The sequence below is a fragment of the Stenotrophomonas maltophilia genome (assembly GCF_900186865.1).
In the GTDB taxonomy this organism is placed as follows: domain Bacteria; phylum Pseudomonadota; class Gammaproteobacteria; order Xanthomonadales; family Xanthomonadaceae; genus Stenotrophomonas; species Stenotrophomonas maltophilia.
Genome location: NZ_LT906480.1, coordinates 2,621,755 through 2,641,958, shown reverse-complemented (window position 1 = coordinate 2,641,958; position 20,204 = coordinate 2,621,755). Strand labels below are relative to the sequence as shown.

General features: G+C 65.2%; 19 protein-coding genes. 7 read left to right on the top strand and 12 right to left on the bottom strand.

All coding sequences use genetic code 11. From position 1 onward, the window contains the following. Positions 1-58: 58 nt before the first annotated feature. From CKW06_RS12710 to CKW06_RS23605, 3 genes are all read right to left on the bottom strand, one after another. The gene (locus CKW06_RS12710) at positions 59-1,519 is read right to left on the bottom strand and encodes an MFS transporter (protein WP_024956818.1); all 1,461 of its coding nucleotides are present in this window, start codon (positions 1,517-1,519) and stop codon (positions 59-61) included. 114 nt (positions 1,520-1,633) lie between these two features. Continuing rightward, positions 1,634-4,300 carry a TonB-dependent receptor gene (locus CKW06_RS12705; protein WP_024956819.1) on the bottom strand — a complete coding sequence of 889 codons (2,667 nt, stop codon included), beginning with the start codon at positions 4,298-4,300 and terminating at the stop codon, positions 1,634-1,636. 89 nt (positions 4,301-4,389) lie between these two features. Beyond that, entirely contained in the window at positions 4,390-4,572 is a 183-nt protein-coding gene (locus CKW06_RS23605) for a hypothetical protein (protein WP_143568539.1), read from the bottom strand. Positions 4,573-4,717: 145 nt separating this feature from the next. Here CKW06_RS23605 and CKW06_RS12700 point away from each other — a divergent pair, with 145 nt between their 5' ends. Further along, entirely contained in the window at positions 4,718-5,917 is a 1,200-nt protein-coding gene (locus tag CKW06_RS12700) for a serine hydrolase domain-containing protein (protein ID WP_024956820.1), read from the top strand. Positions 5,918-6,001: 84 nt separating this feature from the next. Here CKW06_RS12700 and CKW06_RS12695 read toward each other — a convergent pair whose 3' ends face one another. After that, entirely contained in the window at positions 6,002-6,601 is a 600-nt protein-coding gene (locus tag CKW06_RS12695) for a fasciclin domain-containing protein (protein WP_197697514.1), read from the bottom strand. A gap of 49 nt (positions 6,602-6,650) precedes the next feature. Next, on the bottom strand, positions 6,651-7,064 hold the full coding sequence (locus CKW06_RS12690) for a winged helix-turn-helix transcriptional regulator (protein WP_024956822.1): 414 nt from the start codon (positions 7,062-7,064) through the stop codon (positions 6,651-6,653). A 95-nt stretch (positions 7,065-7,159) separates the two neighbouring features. Here CKW06_RS12690 and CKW06_RS12685 point away from each other — a divergent pair, with 95 nt between their 5' ends. Then, positions 7,160-8,089, top strand: a complete 930-nt coding sequence (locus CKW06_RS12685) for an aromatic alcohol reductase (protein WP_032963456.1) — start codon at positions 7,160-7,162, stop codon at positions 8,087-8,089. 42 nt (positions 8,090-8,131) lie between these two features. On the opposite strand, the gene CKW06_RS12680 is transcribed toward CKW06_RS12685, so the two are convergent. The 4 genes from CKW06_RS12680 to ptsP all read right to left on the bottom strand — a co-directional run bounded on the left by CKW06_RS12680 (position 8,132) and on the right by ptsP (position 14,721). Next, a complete protein-coding gene (locus tag CKW06_RS12680; protein ID WP_024956824.1) occupies positions 8,132-9,385 on the bottom strand; it encodes a carbohydrate porin in 1,254 nt (417 codons plus the stop codon). A gap of 83 nt (positions 9,386-9,468) precedes the next feature. Further along, on the bottom strand, positions 9,469-11,172 hold the full coding sequence (locus tag CKW06_RS12675; RefSeq protein WP_024956825.1) for a PTS fructose transporter subunit IIC: 1,704 nt from the start codon (positions 11,170-11,172) through the stop codon (positions 9,469-9,471). 85 nt (positions 11,173-11,257) lie between these two features. Then, positions 11,258-12,214: a 1-phosphofructokinase family hexose kinase gene (locus tag CKW06_RS12670; protein WP_024956826.1), complete on the bottom strand. Its 957-nt coding sequence runs from the start codon at positions 12,212-12,214 to the stop codon at positions 11,258-11,260. Continuing rightward, positions 12,211-14,721 (bottom strand): phosphoenolpyruvate--protein phosphotransferase, encoded by a 2,511-nt coding sequence (ptsP, locus tag CKW06_RS12665; protein ID WP_024956827.1) that lies wholly within the window; start codon positions 14,719-14,721, stop codon positions 12,211-12,213. The genes CKW06_RS12670 and ptsP overlap by 4 nt, the downstream gene beginning before the upstream one ends. A gap of 154 nt (positions 14,722-14,875) precedes the next feature. On the opposite strand from ptsP, the gene CKW06_RS12660 reads away from it, so the two are divergent. The 3 genes from CKW06_RS12660 to CKW06_RS12650 all read left to right on the top strand — a co-directional run bounded on the left by CKW06_RS12660 (position 14,876) and on the right by CKW06_RS12650 (position 16,812). Continuing rightward, complete coding sequence (locus CKW06_RS12660; RefSeq protein ID WP_005413481.1) at positions 14,876-15,859, top strand: LacI family DNA-binding transcriptional regulator; 984 nt, start codon at positions 14,876-14,878, stop codon at positions 15,857-15,859. 150 nt (positions 15,860-16,009) lie between these two features. Next, entirely contained in the window at positions 16,010-16,456 is a 447-nt protein-coding gene (locus CKW06_RS12655) for a Rap1a/Tai family immunity protein (protein WP_231910753.1), read from the top strand. Between the two features lie 122 nt (positions 16,457-16,578). Continuing rightward, positions 16,579-16,812 carry a hypothetical protein gene (locus CKW06_RS12650; protein WP_076738418.1) on the top strand — a complete coding sequence of 78 codons (234 nt, stop codon included), beginning with the start codon at positions 16,579-16,581 and terminating at the stop codon, positions 16,810-16,812. On the opposite strand, the gene CKW06_RS12645 is transcribed toward CKW06_RS12650, so the two are convergent. The 3 genes from CKW06_RS12645 to CKW06_RS12635 all read right to left on the bottom strand — a co-directional run bounded on the left by CKW06_RS12645 (position 16,795) and on the right by CKW06_RS12635 (position 18,319). Further along, a complete protein-coding gene (locus tag CKW06_RS12645; RefSeq protein WP_024956829.1) occupies positions 16,795-17,388 on the bottom strand; it encodes a cysteine hydrolase family protein in 594 nt (197 codons plus the stop codon). The genes CKW06_RS12650 and CKW06_RS12645 overlap by 18 nt on opposite strands. A gap of 3 nt (positions 17,389-17,391) precedes the next feature. Further along, the gene (locus CKW06_RS12640; protein WP_024956830.1) at positions 17,392-18,030 is read right to left on the bottom strand and encodes a DUF6766 family protein; all 639 of its coding nucleotides are present in this window, start codon (positions 18,028-18,030) and stop codon (positions 17,392-17,394) included. Between the two features lie 100 nt (positions 18,031-18,130). Further along, the gene (locus CKW06_RS12635; RefSeq protein ID WP_005409707.1) at positions 18,131-18,319 is read right to left on the bottom strand and encodes a hypothetical protein; all 189 of its coding nucleotides are present in this window, start codon (positions 18,317-18,319) and stop codon (positions 18,131-18,133) included. A gap of 148 nt (positions 18,320-18,467) precedes the next feature. On the opposite strand from CKW06_RS12635, the gene CKW06_RS12630 reads away from it, so the two are divergent. Both CKW06_RS12630 and CKW06_RS12625 read left to right on the top strand, forming a co-directional pair. After that, entirely contained in the window at positions 18,468-19,631 is a 1,164-nt protein-coding gene (locus tag CKW06_RS12630) for a zinc-dependent alcohol dehydrogenase (protein WP_024956831.1), read from the top strand. 10 nt (positions 19,632-19,641) lie between these two features. Further along, the gene (locus CKW06_RS12625) at positions 19,642-20,148 is read left to right on the top strand and encodes a hypothetical protein (protein WP_024956832.1); all 507 of its coding nucleotides are present in this window, start codon (positions 19,642-19,644) and stop codon (positions 20,146-20,148) included. Positions 20,149-20,204 lie beyond the last annotated feature (56 nt).

Here is a 20,204-nt window from a genome sequence, read left to right as displayed (position 1 = left end):
CGCTTCAGCGGCCTGCCGGCGCGATCGGCAGGCCGCGCTGGCAGGGCAGGGGCGCGGCTCAGTGGCCCGCTTCGGTCGCCAATCGCTCCAGATCAACACCCTGGCGACGAAGTGTACGGCCAGCCGCCCAGGCGTAGAACGCCAGATAGCAGAAACACAGCACGCCAATGATGAAGCTGTAGTGCACGCCGACCTTGTCGGCAAGCGCACCCTGCGCCCAACTGACGATGCCGCCGCCCATGATCATCATGATCAGCAGGCTGCTTGCCTGGTTGGTATGGCGGCCCAGGCCGCTGATGGCCAGGGTAAAGATGCAGGGCCACATCGTGCTGCAGAACAGCCCGACACTGATGAAGGCGATCACACTGGTCATGCCGGTGGTGAACATGCCGACCAGATGCGCCGCAATGCCACACACGGCAAAGTACAGCAGCATGCGCGATGGACTGCCCTTGCTGGCCAGGGTGGCGATGATCATCAGGACGATCACCGGCGCGTAGTGCAGGAACTGTGCGGGTTCGTGGCCAGAGATCGCGTTGACGGCAAGGTAGATGGCGAACGCGACGAACGGCAACGCCAGCATCAACAGCTTCCGGGTGCCTGCGCGCACATCGAACGCGCCTGCGGCACCACCCCAGCGGCCGATCATCAGGCTGGCCCAGTACAACGACACGAACGGGGCGATCACCGAGGTTTCCAGCCCCAGTCCACCCTTGCTCAAGGGCTGCTCAAGGTAGGCTGGAAGATTGTCGATGGTCGATACCTCCACGCCGACGTAAAGGAAGATCGCGATCATGCCCATGACCAGCTGCGGGTAAGCGAGCGCAGATCTGCGGTCTGTCTGGTGATCTGCCCCGGTTGCACCTGCGGGGACCGTCGCGGACAGCTCTACATGATTGGGCACGCTCGAGAACCGCAGCAGCACGGCTACCAGTACGAAGGCGGCGCCCAGCACCAGGTATGGGATCTTTACGCTCTCGATGCTCGCCTCTGTGTTGCCCGCTGACACGCTGCCAAAGATGGCAATGCTCACCAGCAGTGGACCTACCGTCGAGCCCAGGTTGTTGACACCGCCGGCCATGGTCAATCGCTGCGATCCGGTGGCCGGGCCACCCATGATCACCGCCAGCGTATTGGCCGCGATCTGCTGGAGCGAGAAGCCCAGGCCCACGATGAACAGGCCGGACAGCATCAGTGCAAACGAGCCGGTGTTGGCTGCTGGATAGAAGAGCAGGGCGCCCAGTGCCGAGACCAGCAGGCCGATGCAGATGCCGTTGCGATAGCCCACCCGATGCAGCAGGTCGGTGCCGATGGCGCGGGACACGGCGATGTAGATCAGCGAACCGGCGGTGTAGGCAACGTAGAAAGCCATCGCCACGTACATGCTCTGCGCCTGGCTGAGATGGAACGCCTTCTTGAACACCGGAATGAGGATGCCGTTGCTTGCGGCAACGAAGCCCCAGAAGAAGAAGACGGTGATGAGTACACCGAACTGCGACCAGCGGGTTGTGTGTTTCATGATTCTCGTGTCATCGCGGGCAGGGCGACGCCCCGTGCGTTGTCGCACAGGGCGGGACGTGGTGATTGCGCACGGAGGGCCGGCGAAACCGGCCCTCCTTCAAGGCTGCGTTGCTCAGAACTGGTAACGCAGGCGCAGGCCGTAGCTGCGCGGATCGTTCAGGAAGCGGACGTTGATGCCGGAACCCACCAGGGCCTTCTGCGAGACGTCGTTGCCCAGCAGATTGTTGCCCCAGGCTTCCACCCGCCAGTTGCCGCTCAGTGAGGTGAAGCCAATGCCCGCGTTCAAGGTGGTCTCGCCCTTCTGGCGGTCAGGGAAGCCGGCCTCAGCGGCACTTTCGGTACGGTCATGGACCAGCTCACCAGTGGCCGGATCCTGTCGGATGAACTCTACGTCCCGGTTGTTGTACTGGGTGAGATAGAAGGCCGAGCGGTACGAGGCCAGCAACTGCCAGTCGAAGGTGCCAAAGCGCAGCTCGGTCGTATGCTGCAGGCGCACGTTGAAGGTGAGCTTCGAGGCCAGCGGCAGTTCATTGCCGGACAGGTCGATCAACGAAGTGGCGCCACCGGCGTCGTAGTTCTGGCTGCGGACATCGGCGACGGTGCCGCGCTTGATCTCACTGTCCATCCAGAGTGCATTGATGTTGACCATGAAGTTGTGCGGGAGTCGCAAGGTGCTTTCCGCCTCCAGGCCGTACACAGCGGACTTGCCGACGTTGCGGTTGACCAGCGCATAGCCGGTGGCTTCACCGGTGGTCGGGTTGGTGGCGATCACCGCCAGGTCCTGGAACACCTGGTCGCTGTAGTCGTAATAGAACCCGCTGACGTTGAAGGTCGAGGTGCGACCCAGCATCTGGAAGGAGTTCTTGCTGCCGATTTCGTAGGCAATGATCGATTCGGGCTTGAAGGTCTCGGGAATCTCCTTCGGATCAAACGTGTCGTTGAAGCCGCCCGCCTTGTGGCCGGTCGACACCAGGCCGTACAGCAGGCTGTCGTCGCTCACGTCGTACTCGAAACCCGCGCGCCAGTCGGTAAAGCTGAACTTGCTCTTGCCGAACTGCTGGGCCGGAATCGCGCTGACCTGGGCCCAGCTCTGGTACGGGCAATCGACGGTATCGCCACCGATGTCGGGACGGTCCACGCAGCCGAATGGGCCGCCATCGGGCACCGCGCCGATCTGCTGCAGCAAGGTGTCGTTGCGACCGTGTCGCAGCACGCCCTGCAGCAGGAAGCGGGCCATCTCCGCCTGCGAGGTGATGTTGCTGACATCAAAGTTCGGACGGCTCATGAACGCGGGCTCGAAGCCGGGCGTGCCGAGGCGCGTGGCAAAGTCCCCGCCCTGGCCAGGCAGGCCCAGCGACCAGTTGCCGCCGATGCCGTAACGCGACTTCTTCTCCTCGGAGTAGCGCAGGCCGCCCTTCAGGCGCAGGCGATCGTTGACGTCGAACGTGCCATCGGCGAAAACGGCGGAAGACTTGCCATTGACCTTCGGCATGGTGAATTCAGTGCCCGAATACCAGCGCCCTTTGTCCACCAGCGAAAGGTAGCCCACCCGCTGGTCCTCGTTGAAGTGGAACAAGCCGGTGGTCCAGCGCAGCCGCTCGTCCTGGTCGGACGTGAACCGCAGCTCATGTACCTGCGACTCCGACTCGGTCAACCAGTACTGGGTGGAGTAGTTGTCGTAATCGATGCCACCGGGGTTGCTGGGCGATACCGGATCGATGTTGCGGCCCGGCCAGAGGATGCCTTCGCTCTGCGCATTGGTCTGGCGGTAGTCCACGTTGCGGTAGCTGCCGTTGTACTCCACCGCCACCTTGCCGAAGTCGTAGGAAATGCTGGTCTGCGCCCCCCAGTTGGTGCTGTCGAGCTTGCCCTGCGCGCCACGGTAGATGATCTTCCGCAGGTCGACATCGTCCGGCAGGTAGCCGGCCCTGGCGGCGGTGTAGACGTTGGCGCCGGGATAGCCCGTGCCGCCTTCCTTGCCGATGTCGGCCATGGCGAAGATCGACAGCTTGTCATCCGGCTGGTAGAGGAACGACAGTCGAGCGCCCCGGTCGTCCTGCACGCCAGCCGGTTCCAGGTCCTGCGCGCGCCCCGCATTCTTGAACGGAGAGTCCTTCTCCACCTTGTAGCCAGCCACGCGGAAGGCCGCGCCACCACCGATCGGGAGATTCAGGGCGAACTCGCCACCGCGATGGTCACGATTGCCGGCCTCGGCCTGAACATACCCGCCGAACGCTTCCAGGTCGGGGCGCTTGGTGATGATGTTCAGCGTGCCGGCCAGCGCATTGCGGCCGCGCAGCGTGCCCTGCGGGCCCTTGTTGATTTCCACCCGCTCGACATCGTAGAACATGCCGCCCAGACCGCGCGGTCGTGCAATGTAGGCCCCGTTGATGTGAGGCGCGGCGCCCGGATCACCCAGTTCGGTGTTGTTCGAAGAGCCCACGCCGCGGATGAAGATCTCCAGGTTGCCTTCCTGGTTGGCCATGCTCATGCCCGGCACCAGGGCCTGGATGTTGCGCAGCTCATTGTTGATGCCCAGCGCACGCGTATCGTCCGCGGAAATTGCCTGGGCGGTACCTGCATATTTCTGCAGGTCCTGTTCCCGGCGTTCGACAGTGACGATGACGGCGTCCAGCGTTGAGGCCTCCCGTGCCTCGCTGGTGGCGGTCGAGCTGCTTTCCTTGACTGATTGCGCTGCGACCGGCAGCGCTGCAGTGGCGGTGACGATGGTGGCAAGTACTGCCTGTGCGAGTGTGCTCTTCCTGAAATGGCCGGTCATAGGGTCCCTCTCTCCCCATAAGTGATGTCTGGACGTTCCCGCGCCACGCGCCGGACGTGGGCTCTTGTAAGCGCGACCTGACAACGCTGTCAATCAGAATGAACGATGGATGACCAGAAGCTCGGGAAATCAGACAGTTGAGCGATCAGCAGTGCTGCCTGGCACGCCGCATTTGCTGCAATGCGAAACGAAATCGAGCGGCGTTGCGCCCTGCCTGCGACTGCAACGGCTGGATTGGAACCATCAGAAAGCGGGGCGGCAGCAAGGGCCATCGGCTTCGCGTATCTGCTGGCGGACTACGGGGCCATGCAGGGGGCGTGGTGCTGATGCTGTCATGTGGCCGGGCATGACTTCAGGCACTCGGTCGCGACTACAGCTGTAGGCAATGTGGACAGGCATTCACCGGAAGAGATGCCCATGAAAACTGCACGATGGTTGTCCAGCTTCGCGGCCTTGATGCTGGCCCTCCCTGCACTGGCCAGCACGACCACCACGGCCGACGCCGTCGCGACGATCGAACGCAACGCCCGTGCCGCGCATTCCGACGCGGTGCTTGTCTGGAAGGATGGAAAAACACTGCTGGAGCCACAGCCAGAGACCGGCGAGGAGCCGGTTCACCTCATGTCGGCCACCAAGTCGGTGGTGGCGCTGGCCATCATGCTGCTGCTGGACGACGGAAAACTGGCCTCGGTCGACGAGCCGGTAAGCAACATCTTCGCGGAGTGGAAGCAGGGGCGGAAAAGGGACATCACGGTACGCATGCTGCTGGACCATACCTCTGGCCTGCAGAACGTGGCCAACGCGGGGGAAGAGCTGGAAGCTGCGCCGGACCTGGTCAAGCTCGCACTGGCTGCAGAGCTGAGCAGCGATCCAGGTACCACGTTCTCGTACAACAACAAGGCTACCAATCTGCTGCCCGGCATTGTCGAGCGTCTGGCAGGGGAACCGATGGATGCCTACCTTGAGAAGCGCCTGTTCAGACCGCTGGGCATTGCCCGATATACCTGGTTGAAGGACGGTGCGGGCACCCCCTTGGGCATGGCCGGATTGTCGCTGAGTGCCCGCGATCTGGCGAAGATCGGGCAGCTGCTGCTTGATGGCGGCGTGACCCCGGCGGGTACGCGTATGCTGAGCGAGCGATCGGTGGCACTGCTGACTGGAGCAAGTGCCCGCTCCCCGGATGTTGGTCTTCTGTGGTGGCGCATTCCAGCATGGGAGCGTTATGAGCTGAAAGGCCAGATGGCCGGCTTCCTGGCGCAGCATGGGGTCAGCGCTCCGGTCCAGCAGGCATTGCTGGCCACCGGGGGCAGGGTATTCGACAGCAAGAGTGCATTGATTGCGTACGTGGGCGAGCGACTTGGGGCGGACTGGCCGCAGCACTATGGCAGCGAGATCACCGGTCGTGGACTCAAGCTGTCCGACATGTTCGACATCCAACGCGGCCCCACCGTTGCCTACGCCGCCAACGGTTACCTGGGCCAGCACCTGGTCATCGTTCCGCAGCAGCGCGTGGTTGCCGTGCGCCTCATCCACCGACGCGACAGCCATCGCGCGCCACTGGATGACTACGCGACATTCCCGGCGGATGTACTCAAGCTGGCCCAGGCGCTTCAGTGAACGGAGGAGCCGGGCCTGCGCCCGGATCCTCGTCCACTGCTTCATGCTGCTGGCCGGAGTGGCAGGGTCTGGCAGGGCGCGCCACTACTTCGGCATCAGCACGGTATCGACAACGTGGATGACGCCGTTGGATTGGTTGACGTCGGCGATGCTGATGCCTGCTTTGCCACCCTTGGCGTCGATCACCCACAGCTTGCCGTCGTGGAGCGCCACGGTAAGCGGCTCGCCTTGCACTGTCTTCAGCGTGGCTTTTCCACCGTGCTTCCTGGCATCGGCCAGGAGCTGGGCGGAACTGAACCGTCCTGGGACCACGTGGTAGGTGAGGATCCGGGTGAGCTGCGCCTTGTTTTCAGGCTTCACCAGTGTATCGACCGTGCCTGCTGGAAGCTTGTTGAAGGCCGCATTGGTGGGCGCAAAGACGGTAAAGGGACCGGCGCCATTGAGGGTCTCGACCAGGCCTGCGGCCTTGACCGCTGCCACCAGCGTGGTGTGATCCCTGGAGTTCACGGCGTTTTCAACGATGGTCCTGGTCGCGTACATCTCGGCCCCGCCAACCATTACCGGATCTGCGGCGAAGCTGGCGGAAGCGGCTGAGACGAGTACGGCGAAGCTGACTGCGGCGGCGATGCGCTGAAGAGCGTTCACGGTGCGTTCCTCGATAGGATGCCCGCACAGCGCGGGCATCCTACATACGGCTGGCGGGAGCGCCTGGATGCACCGGATGCAGGCCGGGTCAGTCAGGGGGAGGGCCGTGATGCGTGTCGAAATTCTCCCTGCAGCGGCGGAATTCCTCGGCGTGTCCCACTACCCAGGTCCACATCGGGATCATAAGAACCAGCAGCTCCCTGCCCAGCGGAGTGATGGTGTACTCCACGCGCGGCGGAACCTCACGGAAATCCTGCCTATGGATCAGTCCGTCCCTTTCAAGCTGACGCAGGGTACGCGTCAGCATACGCTGCGTGACTCCTTTCATCCGCCGCGCCACATCGGCGTGACGCAGTGTTCCGTAGACCCCCAGGGCGTGAATGATGCCCAGCGACCAGCGGCTGCCGGCATGCGCGAGCACCTCGCGGCGCAGACCGTCGTCGTCCGCGCTCATGCCGTCGCATATCGATTGTGAATGTCGCAGAAGCTCATCGGTGCTCATGAACGGTGCGGTCGGTATCATCGGTGTGCCTTCTTACGTGGCAACTAGGGAGGGGCGCAGAATCGCCGCCATCGTACACACAGATGGTGGTTTCAATGTCTCCCCCGATTGTTTCCCGCTCAATCCTGGTCCTGGGTGCCGGCGAACTCGGAATGCCCGTCATCCGCAACCTGGCCCAGCTCGCGGTTGTGCATGACGCAACCATCAGCGTGATGCTGAGGCCTGCGTCGATTGAATCCACACTACCGGACAAGCGTACGGTCATTGACCAGATCCGCTCGCTGGGAGTGGCCCTCGTTCCTGGCGACCTGGTCACTGCCACGGTCGATGAGCTGGCTGATCTATTTTCCGGTTATGACACGGTCATCGGCTGCACCGGCTACGCCGCTGGCCGCGACACTCCCATGAAGGTAGCGCGCGCCGCCGTGAAGTCGGGCATTACCAGGTACTTCCCTTGGCAATTCGGGGTCGACTTTGACGCCATCGGACGCGGCGGGCCACAGGATCTTTTCGACGCCCAGCTGGATGTACGCGACTATCTCCGCTCACAGGCCGAAATGGACTGGGTGGTCATTTCCACCGGCATGTTCACCAGCTACCTCTTCGAGCCGGAGTTTGGCGTCATCGATCTTCCCGGCAGAAAGGTCAATGCACTTGGCACAGCCTCCAATGCGGTTACGCTGACCACACCAGAGGACATCGGTGCAATGACTGCACAGATCGTCTTCCACTCGCCCCCCCTTCGAAACGAGATCGTCTATCTTGCGGGAGACACGGTCCGTTATGAGCAGCTGCCCGCCATCCTTGAGGAAAAGTTCGGTGCTCCCTTCAAGCTGATCGTGTGGAGCGTTCCCCAGCTGATGGAGGAGCTTGCCAGTGACCCATCAAACATGATCAGGAAGTACCGTGCTGCCTTCGCCCAGGGCAGGGGCGTCTCCTGGAGCCTGGACGGGACGTTCAATGCCAGCATTGGCGTGAAACTGGAGGGTGTCGACGACTGGCTGAAAGCCCACTTCGAGACTTGATGAGCCGTTGAGCGGCAATCGCGTGGACGAAAACGGATTCTCCTACAGACTCCAATCGACCCGCAGGCCGGCGATCAACGCATTCGGCAGGTCCCGCTGGCGTGCGGGTTCGTTGAACTGGTCCGGATGCACGATGTAGTGCAGGTTCGGCGCGACCCGAAGCTGGGGGGTGACCTGGATGCCATAGCTCAGCTCCATCATCACCTGGCTCCCGTGCGGGGTGCCGCTGCCGCCCGCTGCGGCACGGGCAAGGCGCAGGTTTTCCAGCGCGATGCTGCTGTACTTCTGCTGCGTCACGACGAAGGCGATGCTGTCCTGCGGTCGGCTGGCGAACGTACCTTTCTGCACCAGCCCGGCCTGAAGGAAGTGATCCTCGATCACCTGGCCGGAGGTGCCCTTGAGCGCGGCGCCGAAAAGGGTCAGGCCACGGCCGCTGCCATCGCTGCTGAGCTGCTGCTCGAAGCGGGCGAACGCACCGGAGCGACCATGACGTGTCGCGTACTCCTGGCCACTGAGCAGCGCCGGCATGCCATTGGCATCGCGCAGCGGGTCGCGGTAGGTCGAGTTGTCCTGCCAGCCACCCAGTTCGTAGCGGGCCTTCAAGCGCGCCGACGCGGGGCTGCGCCAGCCGATCGTGTAGGGCACGATCCAGCCAGTGGCCTGGTTCGTGCTCCATTTCAGGCCGTGCTGGCCATCTTCGGCCTGGCTCGGGTCGACCTGGTACGCGCCCACGCGTACGTAGACATCCGGCGTCACCCATGCCGTGGCATCAGCCATCCAGCTCGATACCGGCCACCAGGTGAAGTTGCTGGTACGGAATACGTAGGTCGGGTTGCCGCAGGCCGAGTTGCCCTGGAAGTACTGGCACAACTCCGAACCTAGATGATGGATGTTGGCGACGCTGCGTCCCGCCTCAAGCACCAGCCGGTCGTCCAGCAGTTTCTGCTCCAGCGTCAGGTTGGCCAGGCGCGTGCCCTGGCCACCGAAGATTTCCTGCACCGAGGTGCTGTTGCCCGTGCTGCTGTTGGCGAGGTTGGTGCCATGACGATTGATGCCGTAGGCCTTGATCGTCGCGCCTCGCCAGCCAAACGCAGCGTCCAGGTCCACGTCGGCACCGAACATCAGCTGGCCGGCATACGCCGTACCGCTGCGCTTGCCGCCGTCGAGCGTGGCGGCGGCTTCGCCGGTGTAGGCAAGCTTGGGGATGAGGACATCGCTCGCGTCGGCGGCTGCGGCCAGCGACGGCAGGACCAGCAGGATCGCTGTCGGCAGCAGGCGGCGGGAAGGGGAGGTCATGGGCGGGGCTCCGTGTGCAGGGCGTAGGTCGCTGAGCCCCTGCGCGCGCAGGGGCCGCGAAAGGACCGTGAGGGCAGGGGGGATCAGGTCGCCGCCGTCACCGGCTTCTTGAGGATGCGCAGCGCGACTGCGGTGACGGCCACGCCAGCCAGCAATGCCAGCAGGTAGATGCCGAGATGAGTGACCGCATTCGGGATCGGCAGCACGAACACACCACCGTGCGGCACCTTCAGCTCGACGCCGGCAGCCATCGAGATCGCACCCGCCACCGCAGAACCCAGAATCAGCGCCGGAATGGTGCGCAGCGGGTCACGCGCGGCGTAGGGGATCGCGCCTTCGGTCACGAAACTGAGGCCAAGCACACTGGCGGCGCCGGCCGTGCCTCGCTCTTCCGCGGTGAAGCGATTGCTGAACAGCCATGTCGCCAGTGCGATACCCAGCGGCGGCGTCATGCCGCCGATCATCGTCGCCGCCATCGGCGTGTAGACCTGGCTGGAAATCAATGCGGTAGAGAATGCGTAGGACGCTTTGTTGACCGGCCCGCCCATGTCCACCGCCATCATTCCGCCCAGCAGCAGGCCAAGCAGGATCGCGCTGCTGCCCTGCATGCTGCGCAGCCAGTCGGTCAGCCACGCCAGCAGCCCGGCGACCGGCGTGCCGATCACGTACATCATCAACAGGCCGACCAGCAGCGTGCCCAGCACTGGCAGGATCAGCACCGGCTTGAGCCCTTCCAGGCTGCGCGGCAGGCGCAGCGCACGGTTGATCCAGTGCACGCCATAACCGGCAATGAAGCCAGCGAGGATGCCGCCGATGAAGCCAGCATCCATGTTCACTGCTACCAGTCCGCCGATCATGCCGGGCGCAATGCCGGGCCGGTCGGCGATGGAGTAGGCGATGTAACCGGCCAGCGCCGGCACCATCAACATGAAGCCGGACTTGGCGCCGATCTGGAACAGCGACCACGCCAGCGTGCCCTTGTGCGCGTCATCGAAGGCATAGATGCCGCCGAGTGCGAACGCCAGTGCGATCAGCAGGCCACCGGCAGTGACGAACGGCAGCATGAACGACACGCCGGTCATCAGATGCTTGTAGGGGCCGGTGGCCCTGGTTTTTTCGGCCGTGCGGCCCGGAGTCGCGGTACCGGCCTGCACGCCGGCCTCGGCCAGCGCCTTGCGGATCAGGTTCTGGCCATCGTTGATCGCCGGCTTGGTGCCACTCTTGAACAGGCGCTTGCCGGCGAAGCGCGACAGATCGACTTCGCGGTCTGCGGCGATCAGGACGAGGTCTGAGGCGGCGATTTCCTCGTCGCTCAACGCGTCCTGCGCGCCGACCGAGCCCTGGGTTTCGACCCGGATTGCATGACCCAGCGCCTTGGCGGCCTGTTGCAGGCCCTCCGCCGCCATGAAGGTGTGGGCGATGCCGGTGGGGCAGGAGGTGACGGCGACGATGCGCTTGCCCGCATGCGTGCCGGCGTTGCCCGACACCGCGGCCGCGAGCGGTGCGAGCGCCGCAGCCGGGTCGTCCAGTACCTCGCCCAGGCTGGCATGCACGATCCCGGCATTGGCGAAGCGCGCGATGTCCGCCTCACCCTCACCCACCAGCAGCAACTGCGTCGCGGCGGCGGCGTCCGAGGCAGACAGTGCGCCGGTCACGCCCTGGTCGCTGCGGATCTCGATCATCAGCTCGAGCCCGCGCTGGCGGGCGGCGCGGCGCAGCGCTTCGGCGGCGAGAACCGCCTCGATGCTGCGTTCGCCGGCGGCGATGACTACGGTGAAAGCGTGCATGGAAACTCCTGGAATTCTTCGGGCTCGTGCTTGCCGAAAGCGCTGCGGTCAGCCTGAAGCCGCCGCCGTGCTCCCGGCAGGGGGGTCAATCCAACCGCTCGATCAGTACATCGCCGGTCCAACCGCGTACCTGCGCCGGGTCCAGCCGTCGTGCGTCACCGCTTTGCAGCCGGCTCATCGAGAACGCGGTCGCCAGCCGCGCGCAGCCGTCCAGATCGATGGAAGGCTCCAGCAAGGCGGCAGCGATGCCGGCCACCATCGCGTCGCCCGCACCGACCGTGCTGCCCTGGGCCAGTCGCGGTGGTCGAGCGACCAGGGCGCCGCTGCGATCAATGAACAGCGCGCCGTCGGTGCCCATCGAGATCGCTACGAGCGCAACGCCACGTTCGACCAAGGCCTGGCCAGTGACGCGCAGGGCGCTGCGGTCCGGCAGCGGGGTGCCGGTCCAGGCCTCCAGTTCGTGGCGGTTGGGCTTGACCGCGTAGGGCAGTGCACCAGCGGTGTCACTCAATGCAGCCACAAGTGCGTCGCCGCTGGTGTCCAGCAGCACGCGCGCACCGGCGGCGGCGGCCTGCGCCTGCAGTCGCGCCCATGCATCGGACGGCAGTCCAGACGGCAGGCTGCCGGACAGCACCACCGGAAGGCCCGGCAGCAGCAAGGCACCAAGCCTGCGCGACACTGCGTCCAGAGCGGCATCGTCGAGGGCCAGGCCGGGCAGGTTGATGTCGGTGGTTTCGCCGTTGTCCTCGTCAACCAGCTTGATGTTGGTGCGGGTGCTGCCGGGGATACGCAGGCAACCATCCACCATGCAGCGCGTGGAGAAGAGCGCGCCGAACACACCGTCGTTGCCGCCACCGAGCACGCCCAGCGCGGTGGTCGGCACGCCCCAGTCGGCCAGGCAGGCGGCCACGTTGATGCCCTTGCCACCTGCATCGTCGCGGCTGCTGCGGGCGCGGTGCACATGGCCCGGCCGCAGGCTGGCCAGCCGCACGGTCTGGTCGATCGCCGGGTTCAAGGTAACGGTGACGGCGCGGGCGTTCATGCGCGGGCTCCGTCGAGGGCGCGCACCTGCTCGGCGGTTTCGCAGTCCAGCGCCGTCGCAGCCAGCGTTTGCAGATCGGCCAGCGCGCTGCCACGCAGGCGTGCCTTCACGGACGGGATGTCGTTCGGGGTCATCGACAGTTCGTCCACGCCCAGCCCTGCCAGCAGCATCGCGCCGAACGGATCGCCGGCCAGGCCGCCGCAGACACCCACCCAGCGCCCCTGCGTGCGTGCGCCGTCCACCGTGGTGCGGATCGCGCGCAGCACGGCCGGGTGCAGGCTGTCGGCCTCTGCGGCCAGCTCCGGGTTCTGGCGATCGATCGCCAGCACGTACTGGGTCAGGTCGTTGGTGCCGATCGAGAAGAAGTCGGCGTGGCGCGCCAGCACATCGCTCTGGGCGGCCGCGGCCGGTACTTCGATCATGATGCCGATCGGCACGTCGGGGGCCTCGAGTTCGGCGCGCAGGCGCTCGCAGATGGCACGCAGTGCGACCAGTTCAGGCACCGAGGTGATCATCGGGAACATGATGGACAGGCGTGCCCCTTCCTTCGCTGCGCGGTACAGCGCACGCAGCTGCGGCTCAAGCAGATCCGGGCGGCGCAGCAGCAGGCGCGCGCCGCGCACGCCGAGGAACGGGTTCTCCTCGTGCGGCAGCTCCAGGTGGGCGACCTGCTTGTCGCCACCGATATCGAGCGCACGCACGATCAACGCACGGCCTTCCAGCGCTTTGGCCATCGCCATGTAGGTTGCGTACTGCTCCTCCTCGCTGGGCGTGCTGCCGCGTTCGAGGAACAGGAATTCGGTGCGCATCAGGCCGACACCTTCCGCGCCCTGTTCCAGCGCCAATGGCACCTGCTCAGGCAGGTTCACGTTGGCGCCGATGTCGATGCGATGGCCGTCGGTGGTCTGCGCCGGCTGCGCGCGTTGTGCGGCTTCGCGCGCGCGGATCTGCTGCTGCTCGGCGATCCAGGCGCGTGCCGAAGCAAGATCGGCCTCGGAAGGGGACAGGTAGAGCCGCCCGCTGCTGCCGTCGATGATCGCTTCGCGGCCGGCCTTGATCGCCAGCAGGTCGGCGCCACCGGCAACCAGCGCCGGCAGGCCGAGCGTGCGCGAGAGGATCGCAGTGTGCGACGTGGGGCCGCCCTGTGCGGTGGCGAGGCCGAGCACGCGGGTGGTGTCAAGGTTGGCGGTATCCGAAGGTGACAGGTCGGCGGCAAGCAGGATGCACGGTTGCGCCGGTAGATCTGCCAGGCCGCCACCGGCCGCAGAGGCGTCAAGCTGCGCCAGTACGCGCCGACCCACATCGCGCAGGTCGGCAGCGCGCCCGGCCAGCACCGGATTGCCCAGCGCCGCCAGCCCGGAGGCGATCTGCTCGATGGCCTGGTGCCAGGACCACGCGACGCCATGACCTTCAACCATCAGCTGGCAGGTGCGGGTAATCAGGTCGGTGTCGTCAAGCAGCGCAGCCTGTGCCCTGAAGATCGCCGCATCCGAGGCGCCAAGGCGGCGCTGGGTGTCGTCCTGCAGCGCGGCCAGCTGCTGGCGGGTACGGCTGAGTGCATCCTGCAGGCGCGCGCCGCCCTCGCCAAGCGGGGCAGGGCGATCGGCAACATCGGCCTGCGCGCTGGCCAGTACATGCACCGGACCGATGGCCAGCCCGGGGCTGGCGCCGATGCCGACGATCGCTGCCTGCGCTTCGGGCGGATTCCAGCCGGCGACCGGCGCCGTCTTTCGCTGCGCTGCACGCTCCGCATCGGCCTTTTCCTGCGCGACCAGCCCGTCCATGGTCTTGCGTAGTGCAGCCAGCAGTGCGGGGGCATCGGCGCCTTCGGCAGAAACACGCACGGCATCGCCCTCGCGAAGCCCGAGCTGCAGCAGCGCCACCAGACTCTTGGCATCGGCCGCCTGATCGCCCGCGCGCACCTGGGCCCGGGCCATGAAACCCCGCGCCGTCTCGGCCCAGCGCGTGGCCGGGCGCGCGTGCAGTCCGCTGGGGTAAGCAATGGTCCAGTCGAAACGCTCGGCCAGGTCCGTCACCGGTACGTGGGCGACGCTGACAGTCGCATCACTGGCCAGCGCATTGACGATTTCACTTGCATCGGGAGTAGTGAACAACCGCTGCAGCGCGGCCTCGTCCTGGATCAGGCGGGTCAGCCTGCGCAGCAGGGTGATGTGGGTATCGGACTGGGCGGCAATGCCAACCACCAGGCGGGTGACCTGGCCGGGGTTCCATTCCACGCCTTCCGGCAACTGCAGCACCGCAATGCCGTCGCGGCGCACCAGGTGGCGGTCCTCGCCGAGCCCGTGCGGGATCGCCACGCCATGGCCGAGGAAGGTGTTCGCCAGCGCTTCGCGGCGTCCGATGCTGGCCTCGTAGCCCGGCGCCACGCAGCCGGCAGCGACCAGCATCTGGGCCACCTGGGCGATGGCATTGGTCTTGTCCTGTGCCCGCGCATCCAGGCGGATCAGTTCCCGGCTGACGGGGGAAGGGGAGGTCAGGGGCGACAAAGCGGGCTCCGGGGGAATGGCTGAGGCGTATTGGGAACGTTCCCACTGCACATTTCAATGTGCACTGCACAAAAAGCCAATAGTCCTTTGGCGTTAGCATTGTCCTGAACAGCCATCCGGCCATGAACAGCCCACGTTTCCGGGAACGTTTCCAATGAGCATCAGCATCAACGACGTCGCACGCGTGGCGGGGGTGTCCAAATCCACGGTGTCACGGGTGCTCGGGGGCGGTCCGGTCAGCGAGGACGTGCGCGGCAGGGTCGAGCTGGCGATCCGCCAGACCGGCTATCGACCCAACCTGCAGGCAAGACGGCTGCGCTCCCGGCACACCGGCATCATCGGCTTGATCGTGGCGGATATCCGCAACCCGTTCTTCACGGCGCTGATCCGCGCCGTGGAAGAGGTGGCCTATCGCGAAGGTCTTCGGGTCACCCTCTGCAACACCGACGAGGACCCCGAGCGGGAGGCACTGTATCTGCAATTGATGCACGAAGAGCGCATCAGCGGCCTGATCTTCGCGCCGACCCGGACCACGGTGGGCCGGCTCGAGCGGCTCACGCTGGACTATCCGACGGTGCTGGTGGACCGTGCCGCGCCCGGCGGTCCGATCGACAGCGTGGTACTCGACAATCCGGCAGCGATGGCAGGCCTGGTCGAGCATCTGGTGGAGCGCGGCTATCGGCGTATCGGCGGACTGTTCGGCAGCACCAGTACCACCGCGGCCGAACGACGTGACGGTTATCTCGCTGCGATGCGCACGCATGGGTTGCAGCCGGACTACCGTGAGGTTGAACCCACGGCCGAAGCCGCCATCGCGACGGTCGATCAGTGGCTCGCCACGCCATCCCGCCCCGAAGCACTGGTCACCAGCAACAGCCTGCTGTTGATGGGAGCATTGAAAGCCGCCCGCGGCGCCGGGCTGGCGATTCCAGAGGCGTTGGCACTGGCCGGCTTCGACAACGAACGCTGGACCGAGCTGGTCGAGCCGGGCATCACCGTGATCGAGCAACCGGTTGAGGAGATGGGGCGGGCCGCGATGTCGCTGCTGCTTGAGCGCCTGCGCACGCCGGAGCTGCCGGTACGCCGACTCGTAATGACGGGCCGGTGCGTGGTCAGAGGGTCGACGGCAGCGCGATAGCTCGGCGCCCGATCGCGGCGAAGCCTGGGAATGCCGCCCGGGTGTTGGCGGGCCAGCCGCTGTCTGTTACAAGCCATCTGTCCACAACCAGCTAGCTCGACTTTGACCCACGCTGTGTGCATCCCACAGGAACGCGCCAAGGACTCCGACATGAACGGACATCACGAACCCCAGGCGCGCCGCCTCTTGCGTCGGCTCCTCGCACTCGGCCTCTGCGCCCTGGCAGGATCCGCCCTCGCCGGAACAACGCAAGCGGCACGCACCTGGCTTGTCAGTGGAGCCGAACTCATCACCCTGCTGCAGGGCGAAGGCGCTGATGGGTTCTGCGACGGCGAGCAGTGCCGGAACCTGTCCAGCGCTCGCGCCAGCGCCTATATCCAGGGCGTTGCCGATGCCAGCCACGGCCAGTGGTGTGGTCAAGGCAGGATTCTCCCGCATGAGCTGGTCGACCGTGTGTCTTCCCATCTCCGGCAGTTGCCCGGCGAGCGATTGCAGCAGGATGCGTCTTCACTGGTTGCCGAAGCGCTGCGGACCGCATTTCCCTGTGGTGGTGGCGCGTCACGGGGTGGCAGTGCCGAGCCCGGCAAAGACGAATAGGACGGGCCGCGCCCGACGCGTGACCACGCGAACGTCCTACACCCTCGCGACACGGTGCATTCACGGCCACCGACACCCGCGCTGTCCACACTGCATGTTCCTTCCACAGCACGAGGTGCCCCATGGCCACCTGTGATGTCTGCGGCAACAACTACGACAAGAGCTTCACCCTCCAGCAGGGCGGGCGCAGCGGCACGTTCGATTCGTTCGAATGCGCGATCCACGCATTCGCACCGCGCTGCGCACACTGCGATTGCGCCGTTATCGGGCATGGTGTTGAAGGAAACGGCCAGATCTTCTGCTGCGCACACTGCGCCGGTCATTCAGGTGTAAAGGGTTTAGCCGACCGGGCCTGAGTCGCCGTCAGCGCCATCCCGCTCCTGCCCAGAGACAAGCGAAGAAACCCGCGCGACCCGCGCTGCGCCCGAACCAGCAAGCAGCGCCCGTGCCCGCCGCTTCTGCGCTGGCATTCCCGCCACGGCCTCCGACGCCAACACCACGTGGAATTCCCTGGCGTTGGCGTCCAACGCTGTAGCCAGGACACACGAATCGGCCGTCATGCCACACAGCCAAAGGCGGCGCACTCCCAGTTTGGCCAGCAGAATCGGCAAAGGGCTGGCCAGAAAGGCGGAGTGCTTGGGCTTGAGCACGAAGTAGTGACCAGGCAGAGGCGAGAGAAGGCTGGCGATTCGCCCCGCCGGGCCACCGTCGCGCCGGCACTGTTCCACCTGCTGGCGGAAATCGCGCTTCCATTCCGAGAAATTGTCGTTGGCGTAGATGACCGGCCAACCGCGTTCGTCGAAGTGATCCCTCAGGCGCCGGACCTGCCGGGCCGCCCGCTCTGCCGCCGGCGCCAGGGTTTGAGCGCCAGGGAAGTCGAATCGACTGAACATGTCGATGATCAGCAGGGCCGTCGATGGATCATCTCGCATGGCTCAATCACCTGTCTGCGCGTGTGGGGCCTCAACCGGCTTGGATTGCGGCGAGTCTTTCTGGCGCAGGAAAATCGTCAGCACCACCAGGGACAGCACGGCCAGAAATTCGCTCTGCCAGTTCTGCATGGATTCGAACCAGAATGTGCTGCTGGCGAGGTGCTCCACAAAGCCTGGCGGCGGCAATCCCTTCAACTGCTGTTCGGCTTCCTCGGCGCGCCAGCTTCCCACTGCATGCAGCGTAAAGCTGAACAGGAACAACAGCCCGAATGCGATCGCAAGCGAATGACCGTAGAGCGTCTTCCATGGACCACCGCGCCTTACCGGCCACGGCGTGGGCCCCGGCTCGACGCGATTCTGTTCCTGCGCAGGGTCCAGCGGCCGCGATTCGGCCGAGCCGCGCTGGCGCAGGCTGACCGTCAGGAGCACATACATCCCCATCTGCAGGAACTCGCTCTCCCAGTTCTCGAACGTGGCGCTGACGAAGTGCCCCGTCGCGAGGTAGTGCCAGAGATCGATCGGCGCGCGTCCGTGCTCGACCAGTTCCAGGTTGTGCACGTGATGCCCGGCAACCGCCTGCCCAACGATGAACACAAGCGTGAGCACAAGCAGCACCAGCGAGAGACCGTTGCGTTTCCACATGCAACACCTCGTTCAGTCTGTTCCAGAGGCCGTGCGCGAAGCTTGCGCGGGTAGCAGACCATGACCCGTGAATCCGGCGCATCCAGAATGTGAGGCGGACTCAACGCTTTCCGGTCGGGTCAGGATCAGGACGTTCGTAGTCTTCCGGTACGGCCTTGGGGCCATCGCCGTCGTCGGGCATGTCGTGCTCCTTCCACTTGGCTCGATCGTTGCGCCGCTTGTCCGGCGTGTGCGCCTTCGACTGATCGTCCACGTCTGTCGTCGGATTGAAGGGCAGCTTGTCGTTCATGGGCAGCTCCTGCGGCTAAAGACCGAAGACTGCACCGCGCCGGGTTAACACCATGACCCCGTAGAATGAACGCCGTGCACACCGGGATGTCACCAAAGCGGGATGGCGGCCTTGCGATGCTGGCGTCCCGAGCTCCTGGAGAAGCACGATGCAGGCATTGACCTATCACGGCCGCAAGGATGTGCGAGTCGAGACCATACCGGACCCGGTACTGGCGGCCGAGGATGATCTGATCCTGAGGGTAACCGCCACCGCCATCTGTGGATCGGACCTGCACCTGTATCGCGGCAAGATTCCGGATCTGCACGATGGCGATGTGCTCGGCCACGAGTTCATGGGCGTGGTGGAAGAGGTCGGCAGCGGCGTGACCCAGGTGCAGCCGGGCGATCGTGTGGTGATCCCTTTCGTGATCGCCTGTGGAGAGTGCTTCCATTGCCGCCTGGCCGAGTATGCCGCTTGCGAAACCACCAATACCGGCAAGGGCGCCGCACTGAATCAGAAGGGCATGCTGCCTCCGGCCGCATTGTTCGGCTACAGCCATCTGTATGGCGGCGTGGCCGGCGGCCAGGCCGAATTCGTGCGTGTACCGAAGGCGAATGTAGGCCCGCTGCGCATTCCGGAAGGCATTGCGGATGAGCAGGTGCTGTTCCTGTCTGACATTCTCCCCACCGGCTACCAGGCTGCGCTGAACGCAGGGGTGAAGGCGGGCTCGACGGTGGCCATCTTCGGTGCGGGCCCGGTGGGGCTGATGAGCGCGGCCTGCTGCCGCCTGCTGGGCGCAGAGACCATCTTCATGGTCGACCATCTTCGTTACCGTCTGGATTACGCGCGCCGTACCTACGGTGTGACGCCCATCGACTTCAAGCAGATCGAAGACCCGGCGGACTACATCCTTGCCCAGACCAGTGGGCGGGGCGTGGACGCCTGCATCGAGGCGGTGGGCTTCGAGGCCGAGGGCAGTGCGCTGGAGTCAGCATTGACTGCCGTGAAGCTGGAGGGCAGCAGCGGCGTGGCAATCCGGCAGTGCATCGCGGCAGCACGCCGCGGCGGCGTGGTCAGCATCCCGGGTGTCTACGCTGGCTTCATCCATGGTTTTCTGCTGGGTGATGCGTTCGACAAGGGGCTGACGTTCAAGATGGGGCAGACGCACGTGCAGGGACTGATGCCGGAACTGCTCGACGCAATCATGGAAGGAAAGCTGCACCCGGGTGACATCATCTCGCACCGGATGCGCCTGGCCGATGCAGCTCAAGGCTATGCAATGTTTGATGCCAAGGACGATGACTGCCGCAAGATCGTATTGACACCCTGAGCGTGCCGCCATGAGCGCGATTGTCATCGCCTGTGTCTACGCCCTGTGGCTGGCTGCCGGATCGCTGGATTTCCATTTTCACCGGCGCACCGATCTTCCGCACACTTCCGCGATGCGCGAAAGCCTGCTGCATGGGGTGCAGCTGCTGCTGATCGGCAGCGGCGTGCTTGCCTGGCTCCTGCTGGAGAACACATTGTCGCTGGTCGCGCTTCTGGCAGGCCTGGTCATCGCACACGCGGTCGCCGGCTATCTCGATACCGTCAGCGCGGACGGCCGTCGACGCATCAGCCCGGCGGAACAGCATGTGCACAGCGTGCTGGATGCCGCGCCATGGGTGCTGCTGGGTTGGGTGGGCTGGCAGGTCCACCCGCGGTGGTCGCTCGAAGTGAAGCCTGCAGCACCGGACGTCTGGTGGCTCACCCTGCTGCCGGCGCTGGGCCTGGTGGTGCTGCCATGGCTCTGGGAACTGCGGCAGTGCGTGCGTGCAAGAGAGCAACGCCCGCAGACGGGTCCGTGAGGATCACGGTGCCGGGCATTCATGTGCCCGCCACGCCATCAAGACAGGCATGTGAC

Excerpts from the sequence above, each read along its gene's own strand:
- CKW06_RS12670 (WP_024956826.1), bottom strand. The coding sequence starts at position 12,214 with ATGAACGCCCGCGCCGTCACCGTTACCTTGAACCCGGCGATCGACCAG.
- CKW06_RS12680 (WP_024956824.1), bottom strand. The coding sequence starts at position 9,385 with ATGACCTCCCCTTCCCGCCGCCTGCTGCCGACAGCGATCCTGCTGGTC.
- CKW06_RS12650 (WP_076738418.1), top strand. The coding sequence starts at position 16,579 with ATGGCCACCTGTGATGTCTGCGGCAACAACTACGACAAGAGCTTCACC.
- CKW06_RS12705 (WP_024956819.1), bottom strand. The coding sequence starts at position 4,300 with ATGACCGGCCATTTCAGGAAGAGCACACTCGCACAGGCAGTACTTGCC.
- CKW06_RS12645 (WP_024956829.1), bottom strand. The coding sequence starts at position 17,388 with ATGCGAGATGATCCATCGACGGCCCTGCTGATCATCGACATGTTCAGT.
- CKW06_RS12625 (WP_024956832.1), top strand. The coding sequence starts at position 19,642 with ATGAGCGCGATTGTCATCGCCTGTGTCTACGCCCTGTGGCTGGCTGCC.
- CKW06_RS12630 (WP_024956831.1), top strand. The coding sequence starts at position 18,468 with ATGCAGGCATTGACCTATCACGGCCGCAAGGATGTGCGAGTCGAGACC.
- CKW06_RS12640 (WP_024956830.1), bottom strand. The coding sequence starts at position 18,030 with ATGTGGAAACGCAACGGTCTCTCGCTGGTGCTGCTTGTGCTCACGCTT.
- CKW06_RS12700 (WP_024956820.1), top strand. The coding sequence starts at position 4,718 with ATGAAAACTGCACGATGGTTGTCCAGCTTCGCGGCCTTGATGCTGGCC.
- CKW06_RS12635 (WP_005409707.1), bottom strand. The coding sequence starts at position 18,319 with ATGAACGACAAGCTGCCCTTCAATCCGACGACAGACGTGGACGATCAG.
- CKW06_RS12685 (WP_032963456.1), top strand. The coding sequence starts at position 7,160 with ATGTCTCCCCCGATTGTTTCCCGCTCAATCCTGGTCCTGGGTGCCGGC.
- CKW06_RS12675 (WP_024956825.1), bottom strand. The coding sequence starts at position 11,172 with ATGCACGCTTTCACCGTAGTCATCGCCGCCGGCGAACGCAGCATCGAG.
- CKW06_RS12695 (WP_197697514.1), bottom strand. The coding sequence starts at position 6,601 with ATGCCCGCGCTGTGCGGGCATCCTATCGAGGAACGCACCGTGAACGCT.
- CKW06_RS12690 (WP_024956822.1), bottom strand. The coding sequence starts at position 7,064 with ATGAGCACCGATGAGCTTCTGCGACATTCACAATCGATATGCGACGGC.
- CKW06_RS12660 (WP_005413481.1), top strand. The coding sequence starts at position 14,876 with ATGAGCATCAGCATCAACGACGTCGCACGCGTGGCGGGGGTGTCCAAA.
- CKW06_RS23605 (WP_143568539.1), bottom strand. The coding sequence starts at position 4,572 with ATGGCCCTTGCTGCCGCCCCGCTTTCTGATGGTTCCAATCCAGCCGTT.
- CKW06_RS12710 (WP_024956818.1), bottom strand. The coding sequence starts at position 1,519 with ATGAAACACACAACCCGCTGGTCGCAGTTCGGTGTACTCATCACCGTC.
- CKW06_RS12655 (WP_231910753.1), top strand. The coding sequence starts at position 16,010 with ATGAACGGACATCACGAACCCCAGGCGCGCCGCCTCTTGCGTCGGCTC.